This window comes from Bacillus sp. 123MFChir2 (assembly GCF_000383235.1).
Lineage (GTDB): Bacteria > Bacillota > Bacilli > Bacillales > Bacillaceae_G > Bacillus_A.
The window spans coordinates 1-18369 of the sequence record NZ_KB910986.1 but is presented as its reverse complement, the minus strand read 5'-3'; the positions used below and the strand labels follow the sequence as shown (position 1 = coordinate 18369).

The 18369-nt window shown below is 35.0% G+C and carries 13 protein-coding genes and 4 pseudogenes; 6 read left to right on the top strand and 11 right to left on the bottom strand.

The window, feature by feature from the left end:
• A pseudogene (locus H280_RS26650) lies at positions 1–243 on the top strand (IS4 family transposase); the annotation flags it as partial.
• Between the two features lie 406 nt (positions 244–649).
• Here the strand turns inward: H280_RS26650 and H280_RS26860 are convergent.
• The 5 genes and pseudogenes from H280_RS26860 to H280_RS0121130 form a co-directional block, all read right to left on the bottom strand.
• Positions 650–829: pseudogene (locus H280_RS26860) on the bottom strand (SMI1/KNR4 family protein); the annotation flags it as partial.
• Between the two features lie 15 nt (positions 830–844).
• Positions 845–1618: a Cof-type HAD-IIB family hydrolase gene (locus H280_RS0121145; protein ID WP_020063112.1), complete on the bottom strand. Its 774-nt coding sequence runs from the start codon at positions 1616–1618 to the stop codon at positions 845–847.
• A gap of 459 nt (positions 1619–2077) precedes the next feature.
• Positions 2078–3280: an L-lactate MFS transporter gene (locus H280_RS0121140; protein WP_020063111.1), complete on the bottom strand. Its 1203-nt coding sequence runs from the start codon at positions 3278–3280 to the stop codon at positions 2078–2080.
• Positions 3281–3417: 137 nt separating this feature from the next.
• Positions 3418–4158: a LytR/AlgR family response regulator transcription factor gene (locus tag H280_RS0121135; RefSeq protein WP_028411335.1), complete on the bottom strand. Its 741-nt coding sequence runs from the start codon at positions 4156–4158 to the stop codon at positions 3418–3420.
• Entirely contained in the window at positions 4136–5902 is a 1767-nt protein-coding gene (locus tag H280_RS0121130; protein WP_020063109.1) for a sensor histidine kinase, read from the bottom strand. Before H280_RS0121130 ends, H280_RS0121135 begins: the two co-directional genes overlap by 23 nt.
• 187 nt (positions 5903–6089) lie before the next feature.
• Here H280_RS0121130 and H280_RS24110 point away from each other — a divergent pair.
• Positions 6090–6901: pseudogene (locus H280_RS24110) on the top strand (hypothetical protein).
• A gap of 281 nt (positions 6902–7182) precedes the next feature.
• Here H280_RS24110 and H280_RS24495 read toward each other — a convergent pair.
• Both H280_RS24495 and H280_RS0121115 read right to left on the bottom strand, forming a co-directional pair.
• Positions 7183–9387, bottom strand: a complete 2205-nt coding sequence (locus H280_RS24495; protein WP_020063108.1) for a M56 family metallopeptidase — start codon at positions 9385–9387, stop codon at positions 7183–7185.
• Between the two features lie 2 nt (positions 9388–9389).
• Complete coding sequence (locus H280_RS0121115) at positions 9390–9788, bottom strand: BlaI/MecI/CopY family transcriptional regulator (protein ID WP_020063107.1); 399 nt, start codon at positions 9786–9788, stop codon at positions 9390–9392.
• 438 nt (positions 9789–10226) lie between these two features.
• Here H280_RS0121115 and H280_RS0121110 point away from each other — a divergent pair, with 438 nt between their 5' ends.
• Positions 10227–11738, top strand: a complete 1512-nt coding sequence (locus H280_RS0121110) for a DUF5050 domain-containing protein (protein WP_020063106.1) — start codon at positions 10227–10229, stop codon at positions 11736–11738.
• A gap of 452 nt (positions 11739–12190) precedes the next feature.
• Here H280_RS0121110 and H280_RS0121105 read toward each other — a convergent pair whose 3' ends face one another.
• Complete coding sequence (locus tag H280_RS0121105) at positions 12191–12835, bottom strand: alpha/beta family hydrolase (protein ID WP_020063105.1); 645 nt, start codon at positions 12833–12835, stop codon at positions 12191–12193.
• 671 nt (positions 12836–13506) lie between these two features.
• Positions 13507–16230: an aconitate hydratase AcnA gene (acnA, locus tag H280_RS0121100; RefSeq protein WP_020063104.1), complete on the bottom strand. Its 2724-nt coding sequence runs from the start codon at positions 16228–16230 to the stop codon at positions 13507–13509.
• Positions 16231–16513: 283 nt separating this feature from the next.
• Here acnA and sspO point away from each other — a divergent pair, with 283 nt between their 5' ends.
• Positions 16514–16663, top strand: coding sequence for a small acid-soluble spore protein O (sspO, locus tag H280_RS0121095; RefSeq protein ID WP_020063103.1), 150 nt, complete (start codon positions 16514–16516; stop codon positions 16661–16663).
• Between the two features lie 34 nt (positions 16664–16697).
• On the opposite strand, the gene H280_RS0121090 is transcribed toward sspO, so the two are convergent.
• Both H280_RS0121090 and H280_RS0121085 read right to left on the bottom strand, forming a co-directional pair.
• Positions 16698–17366 carry a polysaccharide deacetylase family protein gene (locus tag H280_RS0121090; protein WP_442852837.1) on the bottom strand — a complete coding sequence of 223 codons (669 nt, stop codon included), beginning with the start codon at positions 17364–17366 and terminating at the stop codon, positions 16698–16700.
• Positions 17367–17472: 106 nt separating this feature from the next.
• A complete protein-coding gene (locus H280_RS0121085; protein WP_020063101.1) occupies positions 17473–17736 on the bottom strand; it encodes a hypothetical protein in 264 nt (87 codons plus the stop codon).
• A 190-nt stretch (positions 17737–17926) separates the two neighbouring features.
• On the opposite strand from H280_RS0121085, the gene H280_RS24100 reads away from it, so the two are divergent.
• Positions 17927–18073, top strand: a complete 147-nt coding sequence (locus H280_RS24100; RefSeq protein ID WP_020063100.1) for a small acid-soluble spore protein P — start codon at positions 17927–17929, stop codon at positions 18071–18073.
• Between the two features lie 133 nt (positions 18074–18206).
• Positions 18207–18369 (top strand): annotated as a pseudogene (locus H280_RS25935) (IS5/IS1182 family transposase); the annotation flags it as partial.

Sequence of the window (18369 nt, the reverse complement as noted above, 5' to 3'; positions counted from 1 at the left end):
GTTCCCGTGCTATTTGGCACAACATCAAATGCGGTGTTCAATCAGTTGTTCACAGCTATGATTGCCTACGTTTTACTAAAATTTCTTCACGTAAAAGGTAGTAAGAAAAAACATATCAAACCGTTGTCATTCGCAGGTTTCACACGCCTGTTTCTTTGTGATACTCTGCCGTTTGAGTGGAGAATTTGTTTGAAAGAAATACTGGCATTCCATCGGCAAATAAGTCAAATGGATACTGTATAATTTTGGTTAATCAACACGTGTGTCATGATAATTTATTATTATAATTTTATAGTATAACAATATGTAAGCGATTTCAAAACATTTTTTAACCCTTTTAACATTTTTTTCTACCCCTAAATATTTTCATTGTAAGCAAGCCTTTAAGAGATATGAAAACGATGCAAGGAATGAGGAGGGAACCCGGAAAATACAAACAAAAGAGGGATTTTTAAAATTCGGCGTTTATATGTCCTTTTTTATTAATCCCTATCTAGGAATTCATTATTTCCCGCAGTTTTGAACCATTTGCTACGAATAAAGATGTGGATGATAGTGACACTGTAACTATTCTAAATGTGCCAAAAGTGAATAATAGAAAACCACACACCAGAGTTATAATTGTTCGAGTTTTAATATTCAATTTTCGTCATATATCTAATCCAATCCACGCTCTAAATCTTTTTGCCGCCTCTCCATCTGCATTTATTCCACTTTCGGAGTTTGTTGTGAAAGGTAGCCATTGCCAATCCTCACCCCCTACAAAAGCAAGTCTTGACCAATTATCGATAAGTTCAATGAAATTATTTGCTATTTTATAACCATGTCCGTTCTTTATTAATCCTTAAATAATTCCGTACTTTCTAAGAGCAAAATCGATCCCATCTTCACTTGACTTTTTCGTGACAAAATCTGCAACGGTTTTTAATTGTCCATTCCCATTTTCCATAGCAATCCCAAGCCCTACTAATTCCAACATATCTATATCATTTCCTCCATCTCCAAACGCAATTGCCTCTGATTTATCAATGCCAAAATACTGTAAAACACTTTTGATTGCTAAAGATTTAGATACTTCTTCTTGTAATACATTTAATACAAATGGATGCCATCTGCTAAACGTTAAATGTGGAAACTTATGAATATATTTCTCTACTGTTTCATCAGTAGCATACAAACACATCAAATAAATCTCTTGATCATAAATATGTTTATTTATGGTTGGATAAGCATTCAATGACAATGTTTCGTTCAGTGCTGTTAGTATTTCTTTATCTTCTACACCATTCATACTAAATTCTTCTGTAAAGAAGGACAACCCGGTATTCTCGATAGATGCAAATTCAACCACTTCTCGAATGATATGTTTATCCATTGGTACTTTATAAAGAACCTCTTGATTGTGCTTCACATAAGCTCCGTTTGCTGTAATAAATGTATCAACTCCTAATTCTCTTATCTCATCACACATTGATAATGGTCTTCCTGTTGCTGCAACTATCCTTATCCCTTTATTCTTCAATGCTTTTATAGCTTCTTTCGTATTATTTGAAATACTACCATTTTCATGATGTGTAAGAGTTCCATCAACATCAAAAAATACAATCTTATAATTCATAACGCAGCTCCCTTAAAGATGAATATATAAATAAGAAGGTGATTTTCCAAAAACTAAAAAATCAGAATACTCCCCTCTCTGATAATATAACCTTAAATATATTAATTTTCAACATTTCTACAAATAAGAAAAACATAACGCGTTGTGAAACAAATTGTTTAATCTTTATGACTTGATAATTTCATTCATACATACTGGTTATCAACGTAAACCACCCACAATTCTATCTGATTTGAAGAAATTCCTTTTTCATTCCTTTGACTTATACCAACTAAAATTCATCCCCCTCTCTACTCATTGGACTTCACACCCTTCTCATTCCTTGAGGAACGAGAATTCTTTTGAAAATAGGTTAAATTTTAAAATCATATATGTTTATAAATTCAAATAAAAAGAGGGATTTACTTTTCAATAGAAAAGCAAATCCCTCTTTTTATAATATATCAAAACCCAAAATACTCACGCTGCACTACGATAATCTTTTTGATTTTCTTCTTGCTGACTAGGTGGTCGAATTGAAATAGCGAAAATAAATGACACGACACACAATGCGCCAATTACCATAAAAGTTGGTTTAAACCCACCTAAAAGTGCACCAATAAAGGAACCTGCGAGTGCTCCAAAACCAAAGCCTTGATACACAATACCATAGTTTTTACTATGATTTTTTAGACCGAAGAAATCACCAACAATGGCAGGGAAAATCGTGATATTTCCACCGAAACAAAATGCAACACTTGCTACACAAACAAAATAGATACCATAATTTAAATCTACGAAACTGAGTACAAAAACAGACATAGCTATAACGACAAACGTTGTCGAAACAATTTTTAAACGGCCAATTTTATCTGACAATGGTCCCAAAATGATTCGGCCAAGCGTATTAAAGATCGCAACCATAGCGACCGCATTAGCTGCTGTTGCTGCGCTAAGTCCTACGAGTTGAACACCGATATCTTTTACCATACCAATTAAGTATAAGCCACTCATACATGATGTAAATAACATAATAAATAACAGATAAACTTGTTTTGTACCTAGCATTTCTTTTGTTGTAAAATCATGACTTTTTGTTTCATGAACTGTATCTTTTTCAGCGGCTTTATGGATTAAACAAGCGCCTATCACTACCATAACCGCGACAATTAAGCCCCAATAAAAAAACGCTTGTGATACACCAACTGAGGCAATAAACTTTGCGTTAATGTATTTAAAAATTAAGCTACCCGTTCCATATGCGGAGACCGATATACCAGAAATTAAACCTTTACTTTTTGGAAACCACTTTATTAAATTAGATAGTGAAGCGATATAGGCTGTACCATCTGCGTAACCTACAACAACACCTGCTAGTACATAAAGCATTGGTAATGAGGAAACTTGCGAACTAAGCATCAAGCCAATCCCTAAGGCTAATCCGGCTATCATAATGAGTTTACGAAGTCCCCATTTCTCTTGTAATTTACTCGCAAACAAAGTTGAAAATGCTAAAGAAAAGCTAGTGATTGAGAAGGTTATCGCAACAGCGTTAAGACTCCATCCGTATTTACTCACTAAAGGCTGATTGAATAAGCTCCATGTATATATCGTTCCAAGTCCCATTTGTACAATAACTGTGCCGAGCACAACAAGCCATGGATTAATAGATGATTTTTTCATACTATCCTTCCACCTCTTTCGATTTGATACATTAATTGTATAGGATGTAAACGAATGCGTAGGCACTTACAACACAGAACGTCAAATATATGAAATCAGTTACAGAAAAAGAAGGATGAAATGCAAAAAGCTGCCCGTTAAATACGAAGCAGCTTCTTTAATTCTTTTGCATAAGTACGGCTTACAGGCACTTTTGAATCCTCTTTCATAATTAAATTATACGTAGAGTTAAACCACGGTTGGATTTCAGAAATATGATTTACATTTACGATAAAACTGCGATGCACACGCAGAAAATTCATTTGTGACAATTTCTTTTCTAATATGGCAAGCGTATCGTACGTCACATACATATCGCAAATCGTTTTCACAATCACTTTTCCATCCAACAGTCCAGCATATACGATATCTTCTATATTCACTAATACAATCGATTCATCAATTGGCAGTGCTAATTTTTTCATTCTGCTAGATTCATCTGACGCATGTACTTCTTGTTTCTCCGCCATTTCATGCTGTTTTCGTTTTTTAAATTTCTTAATCGCTTGAACAATGCGCTCTTCGTCAAACGGCTTTAAAATATAATCTAAAGCATCTACTTCAAAAGCCTGAATGGCATATTGATCATAAGCCGTTGCAAATATAATCGCAGGTGGATTTTTCATCTTCTTTAGTATATTAGCAATTTCAAATCCATTTTCATCCGACAGCTGAATATCTAAAAAAACAAGATCCGGTTTACTTTCTATCAACTTCTCTAGCGCTTCTTCTACACTGTCTGCCTCATCAATAATATCAACCTCTTTCGTTCGATATAATAAATATTTTAATTCGTCCCGCGCTAACATTTCATCATCAACTACTAATACTCTCAATATCGCTTCCTCCTTTTCTTTGAATTGGAATCGTAAAGGAAATCTCCGTCCCTGTTTCCAGTTTACTGACAATATGAAGCGTTGTATCTTTTCCAAACAAACCTATTAACCGTTCATTAATATTATATAATGCTGTTCCCGTTCCTTTTTTTGACGATACAATTGCTTTTCCTAACCGTTCTAATCGCTCCGGTTCAATCCCTTGACCGTTATCTTTTACTTTGAAATGTACGCTGTTTTGCTGGGCATAGACATAAATTTCAACTTGACATATCGGCTGTTTTTTGGAAAATGCATGACGAAGAGCATTTTCTACTAATAATTGCAGCACAAACGGTGGAAGCAAAATATTATGCAGTTCGTCTTCAATATACATTTTCACTTCATATTTATTTGGAAATCTTGCTTGTTCTAACGACAAATACGCATGGACATGATTTAATTCTTGTTCCAATGGAATAAGAAGCTGCCTTGCACCTTGTAAATTGCAGCGAAAATACACGCTTAGCTGCAACAATAATTTCCTTGCTTTCTCTACATCTGTACGACATAAAGCAGAGACTGTATTAATTGCATTAAAAAGAAAATGAGGGTTAATTTGTGCTTGCAGTGCCTTTATTTCCGCATCTTGCAACAATTTACTTTGCAGTTCTGCTTCTCCAAGCTCAAGCTGCGTTGAAAAAATTTTCGCTAATCCTTCTGCCAGCTCTTCCTCTACAGGGCTTAATGAATTGGGATTTTTAAAATAAAGCTTTAACGTACCGATGGTCTTTTCACGAGATGTGAGTGGAATCACGATTGCCGCTTGTAATAAACACCCTTCATGCTGACAATTAATCTCTTCGCGCGACTTTGCTTTCATAATCTCCCCAATCTTTAACACCTCTTTTGACAGTTCAGTAATTAAACTATGAGAAGGAATATGATGATCAGATCCTAATCCAACATGTGCTAATATTTTTTCTGTATCTGTTAAAGATACTGCATCTGTTCCTGTAAAGCGATGGATAATTTGTGCCACCTGCGTACATGATTCTTCCGTTAATCCTTGGCGAAAATATGGAAGTGTTTTATCAGCAATACGCAATACTTTATGCGTTTGTAATGCCTTCGCATGTTCTTCTTGTCGTAACATAGACTGAATCATTGACAATAGAATAAAACTTCCGAAACCATTTACGATAATCATTGGGATTGCAATTGTTTTCACAATGCTCCAGCCGTCATCGATAATGAAAAGAATCATAAGCATTTCCAGCGACACCATACAAATGCTAAGCACCGCAGAAAATTTAGGGGTTACAACGCGATTCCGTTTTTGATATAAATAACCAATATAACCTGTCACAATCCCAGCTAAAACAGAAGAGATTGCACAGCTCAATGCAGTCGTTCCCCCTAGCATATAGCGATGAATGCCAGCTATAAATCCTACTCCTATTCCAACGATGGGACCTCCAAGTAACCCGCTAATCCCAATTCCCATAATACGCGTATTCGCAATCGTACTAGAAGAAGATACACCTCGTAGCCAGTTATCATTCAAAATCGTATTACCAGAAATCTCAATCCCTGTGTAGTTGCTTACAATTGTAAATAATGAAAATATGCCAATTAACATAAAGTGACCTTTATATCCATCTTGCTTATGCAGCAGCCAACGAAACGCCTTAATATGTGAAAGTAAATATCCTAAAATAACGATTAAACCAACGCGTTCAATCATCATCAATAATAGATTACCCATTTTATGTCCATCCTTCATGTATTTTTCATTCAATATATTACATCATTATGCCTATCAAGGTCTATATATAATAGAAGGAAATAGGCACCAAAAAGGCTGATATATCAATATTTCCAAGCAATCTCATTACTTAAAAAAATACAACTCCAAACCCCTATCTGCATCAAATTAACAAGGAGGAACTTGAATGAGGAAACTAAAAGTAACTGTTTTTATCTTATTAATGAGCATACCACTATTCCTATTAAGTGGGTGCTTTGAAAATACAAAACTAGTAGAAGAACCAATAGGAGATTATTTGTCCGAAAACTACGGGATAAAGAATGAGGATTTTAAAATTCTTTCTGCTGATAATAATTGGTTTGAAGGTATTGATCATCAGACATACGTGGAAATAAAAAAACATACCACACTTTTGCTTATTTAGTGGTAGACAGACACTCACATGAAATAGTTAAAAATGTAAGCAATGATGTTTTTCTAGAAATATTCAAAGGAGCTTATGTTGAACAGCATCGTGATGTTTTGAAACAATCCGATAAGATGATAAAAAAGTATAATTTATTAAGTGAATCTCCTTGGGACAATCACAATGGGAGACCAAATTTCTATTACTATTTAGATATAGATGAACAACAAGAAAAGAAATTAATTAAAAATTTCAAACGTGATCAAAAAATAAACACTGACGACATAATGAAAATGTTAAAAGATAGTAAACCTAAAGATCATGCTAATTATATAGAAGTCATCAATTTTAGTTACTATTACAATACCTACAAAAATAGTGAAACTGTTCTCAATGCTCAAAGTATTATGGATGATTTCGAAAAGAGCCACGTGCTAACAGAGGGCATTTATAACATAGCTGTTCAGACCATCTATTCCAGCCCTAATGAAATAAGCTCAGGAGGAACGGATAGTCGTAATAATAATGTCATGTTTACCGTGGATAAACAAGGGAAATTCGAAATATTAAAAACAACTGTAGATTCTTGATAAAATACGCCAATTGTTGTGTTTTAAAAAAGGGGCGACTTCCCACAAGGAAGATGGCCCCTCTTTTTGAGTTGTGCCACTATAACCACCACTTCAAAGCTCTTAAAAATTCATCATGATGCTCAAACAGACCAACATAAGCATCTAACATGTTTGCCATTCCATCTATTCGCATCTTAGCAGCTTGATTCTTTACTGGTACAATTAAAATCCTTTGTAAGTAGTCCGCTTAAAACTCTGAGCGTTTTTTTCTTTACCTATCATTCAAAGAAGGTTACACTTCATTCGTAAACAATCTTAAGTGTCTCTACCTTATATCCCTCCGCTAAGGCAGAGAAAGTAGAGTGCTCTTTTTGCGGGGATACTTTCGCTAAGAATAACGTCCCCTCTTTTCCGTTAACTTTTATATAGTTTACCAAATAACCTTTTTTGGCATGAATGTACCACTTATCGTCGTGCTGCAAGGTCGTTGTTTCATTTGGTTTTTTCTTTGCTTCTTCCCATTGTGCTTTGATTGCTTCAGGAACGAGATTATCGATATTCCCAGTCGTCATTTGCGGCTGGTCCTTTTTAAACATTTCTTCTTTCTGGTATCCTGTTAAATCTGGTGTAAATCTTTTACTATCAATAGGAACATTGATTTCTAGGCTTGTGGGATATAAATAATCAGCCACCTTGCCAGCCGCATTGTACGTTTCATACTTCACTAAAATTCCCGTATCTTTATCGACCCAAAAACGGAAGGATTTATTGATTCTTTTATTGATATTCCCTTTAATGACAAGCGTATTATGCCCCAATAACTGTTCATTTTGCTTTTCAATTTCCCAAGTATTCAAATTCCTAGTATAATTCGAGGCTATTTCATAAGGGAATAGTGAACTTTGTGCTTCTCCAATAATGGGTCTTTCTCGAGAAGCTGTTACGTTTTCACCTTCACTATCTACTGAAAATGCATTCTCAATCTTTAATGGCTTAGAACGTTTTTCTTCTTGATAGTTCATCTCGATATACATAGCTGTTCCTTCTCTGAGATCCCACATCGTACCGTTATTGTAATAATGAGATGTTACCTTTTCTATTTCATTTTCTACATAGGTAGTTTTACTATAACCACCTGCTTTATTATGCAAACTGAGTTCATAGTTAATGATGCTGTCACCTGGAACATTTGCTTGATGAACTTTAAACTCACCTTTTGCAGTTTCAAAATTATCAACTGTATTCAGCATTTTCGTAAGTATCTCTTCTTTCGTCATATCCCCAACATATTCTTCTTGCTTAGGGGGAGTATATACCGTTCCTTCTTTTTTTGTTTCTGTCGTTGTTACCTTTTTGGGAGTCTGTCCTTTCTGCTGTTCAGCTGTCCCATCTGCACGTGCATTTAGCAAAGAGAATAGTGAAACAACAATCACGGTAATAACACCAAGTGCAGACCAACGATACGATTTCTTTTGAAACTTTTTAATCATAAAGATCCTCCTCTTTAAGGCTCTTTTATTTCTGATTAGATTCGCCAATCCAGGTATTGGATAATAGTTAGAATAATGTTCTAAAAGATTGATAATCGTATATCCATATGAAATTTTTTCCTTTTCCTCCAAAAACGTGAGAGCAAGTGCATCGCAAGCCATCTCTTGATCTTCCCTCATGCATGAATAGGCATACCAAAGAATCGGATTAAACCAATTCAAAACTAGCAGACTATGCATAATCCAATTGACGCAAACATCCCTCCGCTTAATGTGAGCTAATTCATGATGAAAAATATGTTGCAATTGCTGCTCATTAAGCCGACTAATATGCACACTCGATACTAATACTTTCGGACGAAAGAATCCAAACACTGTTGGACTTGAAATTTTCCCTGCTAACAATAGCGGGATATTACGCTGGATAGACATAGATTTTTTACATATTTCAAAGATGTTAACAACCCTTTCTTCTTTGATAACAGGTTGTTGTTGTATGTAGAAATATAATCGTCTATTGATAAGATAAGTAGTGAAGCCTAGTATGATAACACCCATTACCCAAATATATGAAACAATTGTATAAAAGGAAAGGGAGGTATCCTTTTGCTTCTCATTATCGGCCGGCTCTACTACATGTTCCGCTGTTGTCTGAGATAAATGCTCAATGGAGCTTGTCTCTTGTATAACTGTATTGGTATCTGGCATGTTTTTCGTCTCACGCACGTGCTCGTTTTTTGAAGAAACAACAGGTTGATTTTGAGCAAAAGTGGTCGTTTTGTAACCATATGAAAGAAGTGAATACATACTATAAGAACTATCCGGCGACCATGGCAGTAGTAGTCGTACAATCAAAATCATCCATAGTAAATAATGCCACCTTGGGCTTAGCTTATTTCTTAACAAGATTTTGACACACAAAATAAGTGCCACTAATACACTTGCCATCAAAGATGTTTCTATAATCCAATCAAATACGAAAGGAAGGTAAATATTTATAACCCTATCTATCACCTCTATCTCCCCTTTCGCTGATTTTCTTCATTCTTCTCATCAAGAATTTGTCTGAGCTCGTTAATGTCTTCTGAAGATAATTTTTCTTCTTTCAAAAAATTTACAAGTAATGGTTTAAACGCTACGCCACAAAAACGTTTAAGTAGAGATTTTGTTTCTACTTGTAAATAAAGATCTTGTGACACTAAAGGATAATATGCGTACATACGCCCTTTTTCATGATGATAAGAAACAGCTTCTTTTTGAACTAATCGATTAATAAGCGTTCGGATCGTTTTCGGTTTCCAATTCATCGTTTCATCAAGTACTTCAATTACTTCATTGGCTGTTTGAGGCGACCTTGACCAAAGAACTTTCATGATTTCCAATTCAGCTTCCGATATTTTAGGTAATTTCTTCATTTTATACCCCCTTGTATTACATTTGTAATCTATAATTAAATATTACAAATGTAATCGCGTAATGTCAACCATATTTTGGATTTACAAAAACAATGCAAAAAGACACCCAGGAACTATCAAAGATTTCGTTTCGTCTGTTTAACCTCCTACAACACAACGGACGAAAATCTCATCGATACGAGAAAAAAACAGTCTTTGATATATTAGGTGTTGAATATTTATACAAAAAAAACAGCGATATCAGTACGTGTACATAAAATTACTGTTTTTTTTTGAGTTTAACATTTTGTGCCTTTTGTAAAACTAATTTTTGTTATCGGCTTCAAATAAAAATAAACAGAAAATTGTTTTTATTCACAAAAGAACGTATAATCAAACGCAAGTAGACAATTACTACCAATATTTAATTGTATTGAAATATTATAAGGGAGGCAAACAATGGGGAATGTTTATGAAAAAATAATAGTTACTATTGTAACCATGGCCATTTCAATTTCTCTTTTTGGTTGTGAAGCTGAGAACAAAACAGCGAATACAACAAATATCAAAAAAGAAAAAAAGGATACACAAGCTGATTCAATAGTACAGCAGCAAATAAAAGAAGCTGAAAAAAGAGGAAATACGGTTGGGAACATTTCTAACAAAGGAAAAATGGTCGAAAGTGATGGTTGGATTTATTATGCAGTCAATGGAAGTAAGAATACAAGAGGTATTTATCGTACAAAAGATTATTTTCAAACATCAGAACTTTTAGTAAAAGATATAAATGCCTCTTATATAAATATAAACAGTCAATCTTTATATTTTATCCATATGCCGACAAATGATAATACAGGTTCAAATGAACTGCCTTCTTTAATGAAATATGACATTTCAGCTAAAAAACTCGATACATTGAAAACAGATACAAGTTACGTATATATAAAAGATCAAACTTTGTTTTATCCGAAAAAATACTCGGAGCATGGTGGTTTTGATATTGTAGGGATTATAAAAATGGATTTGAAAACAGGACAAGAAGAGGAAACTACACTTAAATACACTGGCTGGGCTCAAACAATAGATGATAGTATTCTACATTGGAATAAAAATCGCGGAAGACAGGTTACCCAAAATAACAAAACCTGGTCAAAGGAAAAGTATGTAGAAATATCTAGCGCGGTATACCATGATGAAAAACTATATGCTGTTGTAGATTTCTCGCTCCCTTTTGAAGCATATAAAGCTACGCACGGTATATACGAGTTAGACGTTCAGCAAAATACAGAAAAGCTATTAATACAGGACGTCTTACAGATGAATATAACAGGGGATACTTTTTATTATGTAAAAAATGACGGTGTTTATAAGAGAAAAATCAGTGGTGGAAGTGAAGAATTAATCTATAATAAAGCTCTTGAACCTTCTAAATCTTATTTATATTTTATAGCAGGAGATATGTATCTATATACAGATAATGGTGTTATTTTAAATCTGAAGACAAAAAAGTCAAATGAAATAAAAGATAAACCGTTACCTAATGACGCAATGTTAAACAAAGTATTAAATGCACAAAAAGAACTCACCTATATCCAAACTAGAGCATTCACAGGGAATTCAAAATCAATAGGGCGTTTTTCATACGGGGAATTACTCATCCCCGCATATAATACAAAAAAAGCGTTAGAAACTACATTGTCTACATATTTCTCAAAACAATTTATTACGGATTATATGCAAAGTGAATATGTAAAAGAAATAGACGGAAAAATGCACTATGTTATTGGAGACCCAGGTTCAAAAGCTGCGACTAAATATATAAAGATTACTTCTTCTCAGTTAAAGGATGGTAAATTAGCAGCAAAAGTGGAGACATATAACGAGTATGAAAATGTAACAAAAGATGTAGAAGTAGAATTCAGTTATGAAAATAATCAATGGGTGGTAAATAAAATGCCAAGTTTTGAGTAGAGTAGAAAACTGAAACAAATTTCTTTGCTTGTTCCAGAAAAGATTGAGTCTCTCTAGAACGTACCAGTCTATTTTGCTAAGCCATTTCTGAACAATTGGATATAAGCTGTAGTAGTTTTTAAATCCTTGTGAGATTCGATCTACCCCTTTCACCAACTCATTCAGTTGTAAGTACAATTTATTTCTAGGCTCTGTGTACTTCTGGATATTAAGCCATGTTCCTTGCTGCTGCGATTGCAATCGTTATTGGTATGCTAGCCATGGTGTTTGTGAATCTGGAAAACAGCAACCTGCATCTTCAGGTGCTGAAAGTTTAAAAGCATAATAATGCAACTCTTCGAATAGTAACGGGGCTAAATTTGAAGTACAAAATGCAAAAGAGGTGCAATTAGCATCTCGTTTGCATTTATTTTAGCAATTAAATTTACACTTTTGCTAACATTAGTTTATCACTAATTTGTCCTAACGGTTTCTTGGAGTTTTTCCATTACCCTTGATAAAGCTAAAATTGAATTTGTTGTTTCAGATTCTCCAACATTTAAGGAATGATTTGCATTTTGAATTACATCAACTTTTAAATTCGCTTTACTTAATTGGTCAATTTGATTTGCATTGTAATAATGGTCTTTATCGCCAATAACGAAAAGCCCTTGATGTTGACTATTCAAGATTGAGTCAAAGATCGAATCAAAATTTATTAGAGGAGTAAATAAAATCATTTTTGACTTTAGGAATTCTTCTCTCTTCATTAAGTCATTCGCGATTGGTATTGTTCCGAGTGATTTGCCTAAAAAAATAGTTTCATTGTATTGACCATTTTCCAAAACATCTAAAATCACAGGATTAATATCATCCATCATTATTTTTGTTATCTTTTCAATATTGTTTTTCGTTGGTTGCTCATTATAGGAGTAATGGACATGGACAATATCAATTTTATTTTGGAGCATTGCCATTGTCGCGTAATAAAACAATGGTTTATCGTAATTGTAACCTGAACCTGAAAACATAAAGCAAATCGTTTTGAACCCCCTTTCCATATGTGTATAACGAATCACTTTGTCGTTTGTTTTTATCTCCTTTTTATTTCCTTTCATCATCGTCTCCTCCAAAACTTTTATAATAGTACAACATAAATTACTAATTGTTTTATATAAATACAAGTTGACTTTTTAACATATAAGTCGCTACTATGCAGAATACAATATACTCCTTTTGTTTTAAACCTTGCATGTGGCAGAAAAAGGCCCTGACCGCTCCTATACGCGTCCAGACGCTCTCGCCCCCCTAAAAAAGGCGGTTTTTATGTTAGTTTTTCAATTTGTATTTATATATTTGTATCTCTTTAGTAAACTTATCTCCATTTTGATTGCTAAAAAGCATGTTCACCACTGATATATTTCTCCCCCATTATGAATTATTTCATCTGATCAAATTAAGAGTTTACAATTATGAAAAAAGAGAAGACGGCTTTCGTCGTCTTCTCTTTTTTGTTTCAGTGTAAATATTTATACTAATCAATAAATTACTATTCTATTGTTTATTTAAAAATCATTCACATCTATATAAATTCATTTTAATTTTTCGACATATAAGTCGCAGTTATGCAGAATGAAATAAGACCTCTACTTACCTGCTCCTTTTATTTTTAACCTCGCATGTGGCAGGAAAAGGCCCTGACCGCTACTATGAACGGCCAAACGCTCTCATCCTCCCCAAAAAAGACAGGGGTTTTTATGTCGTTTTTTAAATTTGCATTTATATAAACTTAGTTAGAAACCTTAGACTCTTCTAATTTCTCACGAAGAACCATCTGTAAGATACCGCCGTGACGGTAGTAGTCGATTTCTACTTCGCTGTCGAAACGTGCTACAACTTCAAATTGTTTTTTATTTCCTTCAGCGTCAGTCGCAACTACTTTTACAAGGTCACGTGGTTTTACTGTTTTATCAACTTGAATTTCAAATGATTCAATACCCGCAAGACCTAATGTTTCTGCACTTTCACCATCTTTAAATTGCAATGGTAATACGCCCATTAATACAAGGTTACTGCGGTGGATACGCTCGAAGCTTTCTGCGATAACTGCTTTAATACCCAGTAAGTTTGTACCTTTTGCAGCCCAGTCACGTGAGCTTCCCATACCGTAGTCTTTACCAGCGATTACAAGAAGACCTGTACCGTCTTGTTTGTATTTCATTGCTGCATCATAGATAGATGTCACTTCGCCTGTTGGCCAATATGTTGTGAATCCACCTTCTGTGCCAGGTGCGATTTGGTTTTTAATGCGGATGTTCGCAAATGTACCACGCATCATAACTTCATGGTTACCACGGCGAGAACCGTAAGAGTTGAAGTCAACTGGCTGCACGCCATTTTCTAATAAGTAACGGCCTGCTGGTGTGTTTTTTCCGATAGATCCTGCTGGTGAAATGTGGTCTGTTGTTACAGAATCGCCAAATTTACCAACTACGCGCAGTCCTGAAAGTGTTTCCACTTCACCTGGCTCTTTAGATAACCCTTCGAAGAACGGTGGGTTTTGGATATATGTTGAGTCATTGTCCCAAGTATATAACGCTTCGTTTGAAGTTTGGATTTCATTCCAGCGTTCGTTGCTGTTAAATACTTGTGCATACTCTTTCTTAAATAGTTCAGATGTTACGACGTTTTGTACTACTTCTTCGATTTCTGCCGCTGTTGGCCAGATGTCGTTAAAGTAAATTGGGTTGCCGTTTGCATCGTTACCGATTGCATCATTTTTCAAGTCGATATCTACTGTACCAGCAAGTGCATATGCAACTACAAGCGGTGGTGATGCTAAGTAGTTTGCTTTTACAAGTGGATGAATACGACCTTCAAAGTTACGGTTACCAGATAATACAGATGTTACTAATAGGTCATTTGCAGCGATTGCTTCTTCTAATTCTAATGCTAATGGACCAGAGTTACCAATACAAGTTGTACAGCCATAACCTACTGTTTGGAAACCTAATTGATCTAAATAAGTTGTTAATCCAGACTTATCTAAGTATTCCGTAACAACTTTAGATCCTGGTGCTAATGATGTTTTTACATAACCAGGTACTTTAAGCCCTTTTTCAATTGCTTTTTTCGCAACTAGACCTGCACCAATTAGTACATATGGGTTAGATGTATTTGTACAGCTTGTAATTGCAGCGATTGCAATTCCACCTGTTTTCATCGTTACTTCTTCATCTTGTAATACTACTTTCATTTCTTTATCAAATTCTTGCTCTGTAAAGCCAAATCCTTGGTTACCAACTGGTGCCACAACAGCTTTACGGAACTCATCTCTCATACCAGAAAGAGGAATTAAGTCTTGTGGACGTTTCGGACCAGAAAGGTTAGACTCAATTGTATTTAAATCAATTTCAACAAGATCTGTATAAGTTGGATCTTGGCTATCTGCTGTATAGAATAAGCCGTTTGCTTTACAATATTCTTCAACGATGCGAATTTGCTCTTCGCTTCTTCCTGTTAAACGTAAGTAATCTAATGAAATATCATCGATTGGGAAGAATCCGCAAGTCGCGCCGTACTCTGGTGCCATGTTAGAAATTGTTGCACGGTCAGCTAATGGCATGCTTTGTAAACCGCTACCGAAGAATTCAACGAATTTTCCAACTACACCTTTTTGACGTAATACTTGTGTTACTTTTAATGCAACGTCTGTTGCTGTTGTACCACTTGGAAGCGTACCTGTTAATTTAACACCGATTACTTCTGGTACTGGGAAGTATGAAGGCTGTCCAAGCATTCCAGCTTCTGCTTCAATACCACCAACGCCCCATCCAAGAACGCCGATACCGTTAATCATCGTTGTATGAGAATCTGTTCCTACTAATGAATCTGGGTATGCAACAAGTTCGCCTTCAGCATTTTTCACTGCATGAACAACTGGCGCTAAATACTCAAGGTTTACTTGGTGAACGATACCTGTTGCTGGTGGAACTGCACGGTAGTTATCAAATGATTTTTGTGCCCAGCTTAAGAATTTATAACGCTCTTCATTACGCTTAAACTCTAAGTCCATGTTAAATTGAAGCGCATCCGCTGAACCTGCTCTATCAACCTGTACAGAGTGGTCAATAACAAGATCAACTGTAATTTCAGGATTGATTTTATCAGGATCTCCGCCCATATCTGCCATTGCTTTACGAAGAGAAGCTAAATCAACAACAGCTGGAACTCCTGTAAAGTCTTGTAAGATAACGCGAGATGGTTTAAATGGTACGTCGATATCTTGAATATCTTTCGTTCCCCACTTCGCTAAATTTTCAACATGTTCTTCTTTAATAACGCGGCCATCAACTTGACGAAGTACTGACTCAAGTAATACTTTAACCGAATAAGGTAACTTAGAAACATTACCTACCCCTGCATTTTCAAGCGCTTTCAAACTATAATAGTGATACGTGTTTCCATCTACTTCAAATGTTGCGCGAGTGTGAAATGGATTGTGTTTTACCATTATGGTTACCCCCCTGTTAAACGTGACTAAAATTGTCTGAATATAAAATGTAGACAAATTTTTCAATACCTTACGATAATATATTATTACAACTTAATGGATAAGTAAATAATAAGAAACTTATAGTTTTCCATAAGTTTTCTTTATAACTTCGTTGTTGCATAATAATTTTCCCGTTAACAGATACTATTCCTATAAAGTGAATCTTCTTTTTTAGAGGAGATTTTACTTTATAAATGAACCGAACAATTCAATTTCTTATGGCAAATTAGGGGGGATAGTAGTGGGAAAACGTAAAGCAAATCATGTCATTCCTGGAATGAACGCTGCCTCTGCACAGGGACAAGGCACAGGATACAATGAGGAATTTTCGAATGAGCCATTAACACCTGCACAACGCCAAAATAATAAAAAGCGTAAAAAGAATCAATAATTTAAAATCCCAAAAGATAATCTTTTGGGATTTTTCAATGCTTGTACTTTAATAACTCTGACACTTTCACAAATCGATATCCTTGTTTTTGCAAGGCAGGTAAAATTTCTTTTAATGCTTCAACCGTTTGGCTTCTATCGCTTCCGCCATCATGTAGTAAAACAATATCACCACTTCTTGCATTGTTTAAAACATGTTGTGCAATTTTATCTTTTCCAGGATTAGACCAATCCTTTGGGTCTTGATGCCAGGACCATAATACAATTTGATATCCTGCTTCTGTCGCTGTTTTAAACACCGATTCATTAATATATCCACCAGGCGGACGGAAAAGAAGTGGTTTCTCTATCCACTTTTCTAAATATTTTTTCCCCTCTAGAATATCATTTTCGAGTTTTTGTCCTGCTGCATTGCGTGCATACAAGTGGTTCATCGTATGATTCCCAATTTCATGGCCATATTTTAATACTTGTTCGATTAAATATGGATTACGCTGAATTCTATAGCCAATCATAAAAAAAGTCGATTCAGCGTGGTATTCACGTAATATATTTAAAATTTGCGGTGTATATGTAGGATCCGGACCATCATCGAAAGTAATTGCTATTATTTTTTCATTCGTTGGTACTTCCCACGTTACAAAGCCCGTTGGCTCTAACTCTTTTCTCATTAACATTTTTGCATCAACTTTTTCAATTTCCATCAAGCTTAACACTATGATTAGACAACTGATTATAATGCGGTTCGTTTTTTTAATCATTATTATCCCTTTTTAAGTGAAAAGGCTGCTGAGGAAGCTCAACAACCTACTAATCACGTGCTTCCTCCACATTTTGCATAATCTGCCCTAAATCTTGTTCGTACTGTTGCAATTGCGTTCGCTGCGTTTCAGAAGCGACTTCTAATGCATTTTGGATTTGTTCATATGCTTCTTGCACTTCTTGGCGTAAATGCTTTAAGTCCTGGGCATAATTCGGATCGTTTTTCACAATGTTTTGATATAAATTTTCTGCATCTTCCGTTCCTTGCTGCGCAGCTTGAAATGCTTGTTGTTTATCCTTGTGGTACGGCATAATCATTCCCCCTTTCTGTCTTTACTCTCCATTATCCTTTACCTTTTTCTCAAAAAACATTCTCGTATAAATTTATGAAGTTCTCTCATCCTAATATAAAGCGAAACGTTCAGCTAATTGGTTTCGCTAATCAAGCTTTACCGTTTATTTGTTTAATCGCTAAAGCTTAATAAAAAGAGGGGTAGTATTCATGGAGAAAAATAACAGCAAATCCATTCGTAAAAATTCACCACAAGGACAGGTTTCTGGCGGACAACCAGAACCATTAAGTGGATCGCACAAAGTAAAAAACCGAAAACATTCCCGCCAAAAAAATCACGCTCACCACGATATGTAAAAAAAATAGACAGTGCATGTGGAGGCCACTGAAAAAGTCTTCATAGAAAAAACGAAAGCTTCCTCGATGAAATCGAGGAAGCTTTCGTTTTTTTCATGTATAATAGTTGTAATAATTCTAGGTGGTGTCTCGGATGATTTCAAAACAACAATCTCTTAACCTTAGCCCATTCATGGCGATTTACGATATCGTCATACCAAAAGATAATATGCTCCGTCAATTTAATGAAATGGTAGATTTTTCTTTTGTTTTAGAGGAACTGAAAAGTAAATATTGTCTCGATAATGGCCGCAACG

Excerpts from the sequence above, each read along its gene's own strand:
- H280_RS0121115 (WP_020063107.1), bottom strand. The coding sequence starts at position 9,788 with ATGAAGAAATTACCTAAAATATCGGAAGCTGAATTGGAAATCATGAAA.
- H280_RS0121145 (WP_020063112.1), bottom strand. The coding sequence starts at position 1,618 with ATGAATTATAAGATTGTATTTTTTGATGTTGATGGAACTCTTACACAT.
- H280_RS0121130 (WP_020063109.1), bottom strand. The coding sequence starts at position 5,902 with ATGGGTAATCTATTATTGATGATGATTGAACGCGTTGGTTTAATCGTT.
- acnA (WP_020063104.1), bottom strand. The coding sequence starts at position 16,230 with ATGGTAAAACACAATCCATTTCACACTCGCGCAACATTTGAAGTAGAT.
- H280_RS0121140 (WP_020063111.1), bottom strand. The coding sequence starts at position 3,280 with ATGAAAAAATCATCTATTAATCCATGGCTTGTTGTGCTCGGCACAGTT.
- H280_RS24100 (WP_020063100.1), top strand. The coding sequence starts at position 17,927 with ATGGAGAAAAATAACAGCAAATCCATTCGTAAAAATTCACCACAAGGA.
- H280_RS0121085 (WP_020063101.1), bottom strand. The coding sequence starts at position 17,736 with ATGCCGTACCACAAGGATAAACAACAAGCATTTCAAGCTGCGCAGCAA.
- H280_RS0121110 (WP_020063106.1), top strand. The coding sequence starts at position 10,227 with ATGGGGAATGTTTATGAAAAAATAATAGTTACTATTGTAACCATGGCC.
- H280_RS0121090 (WP_442852837.1), bottom strand. The coding sequence starts at position 17,366 with ATGGAAATTGAAAAAGTTGATGCAAAAATGTTAATGAGAAAAGAGTTA.
- H280_RS0121105 (WP_020063105.1), bottom strand. The coding sequence starts at position 12,835 with ATGAAAGGAAATAAAAAGGAGATAAAAACAAACGACAAAGTGATTCGT.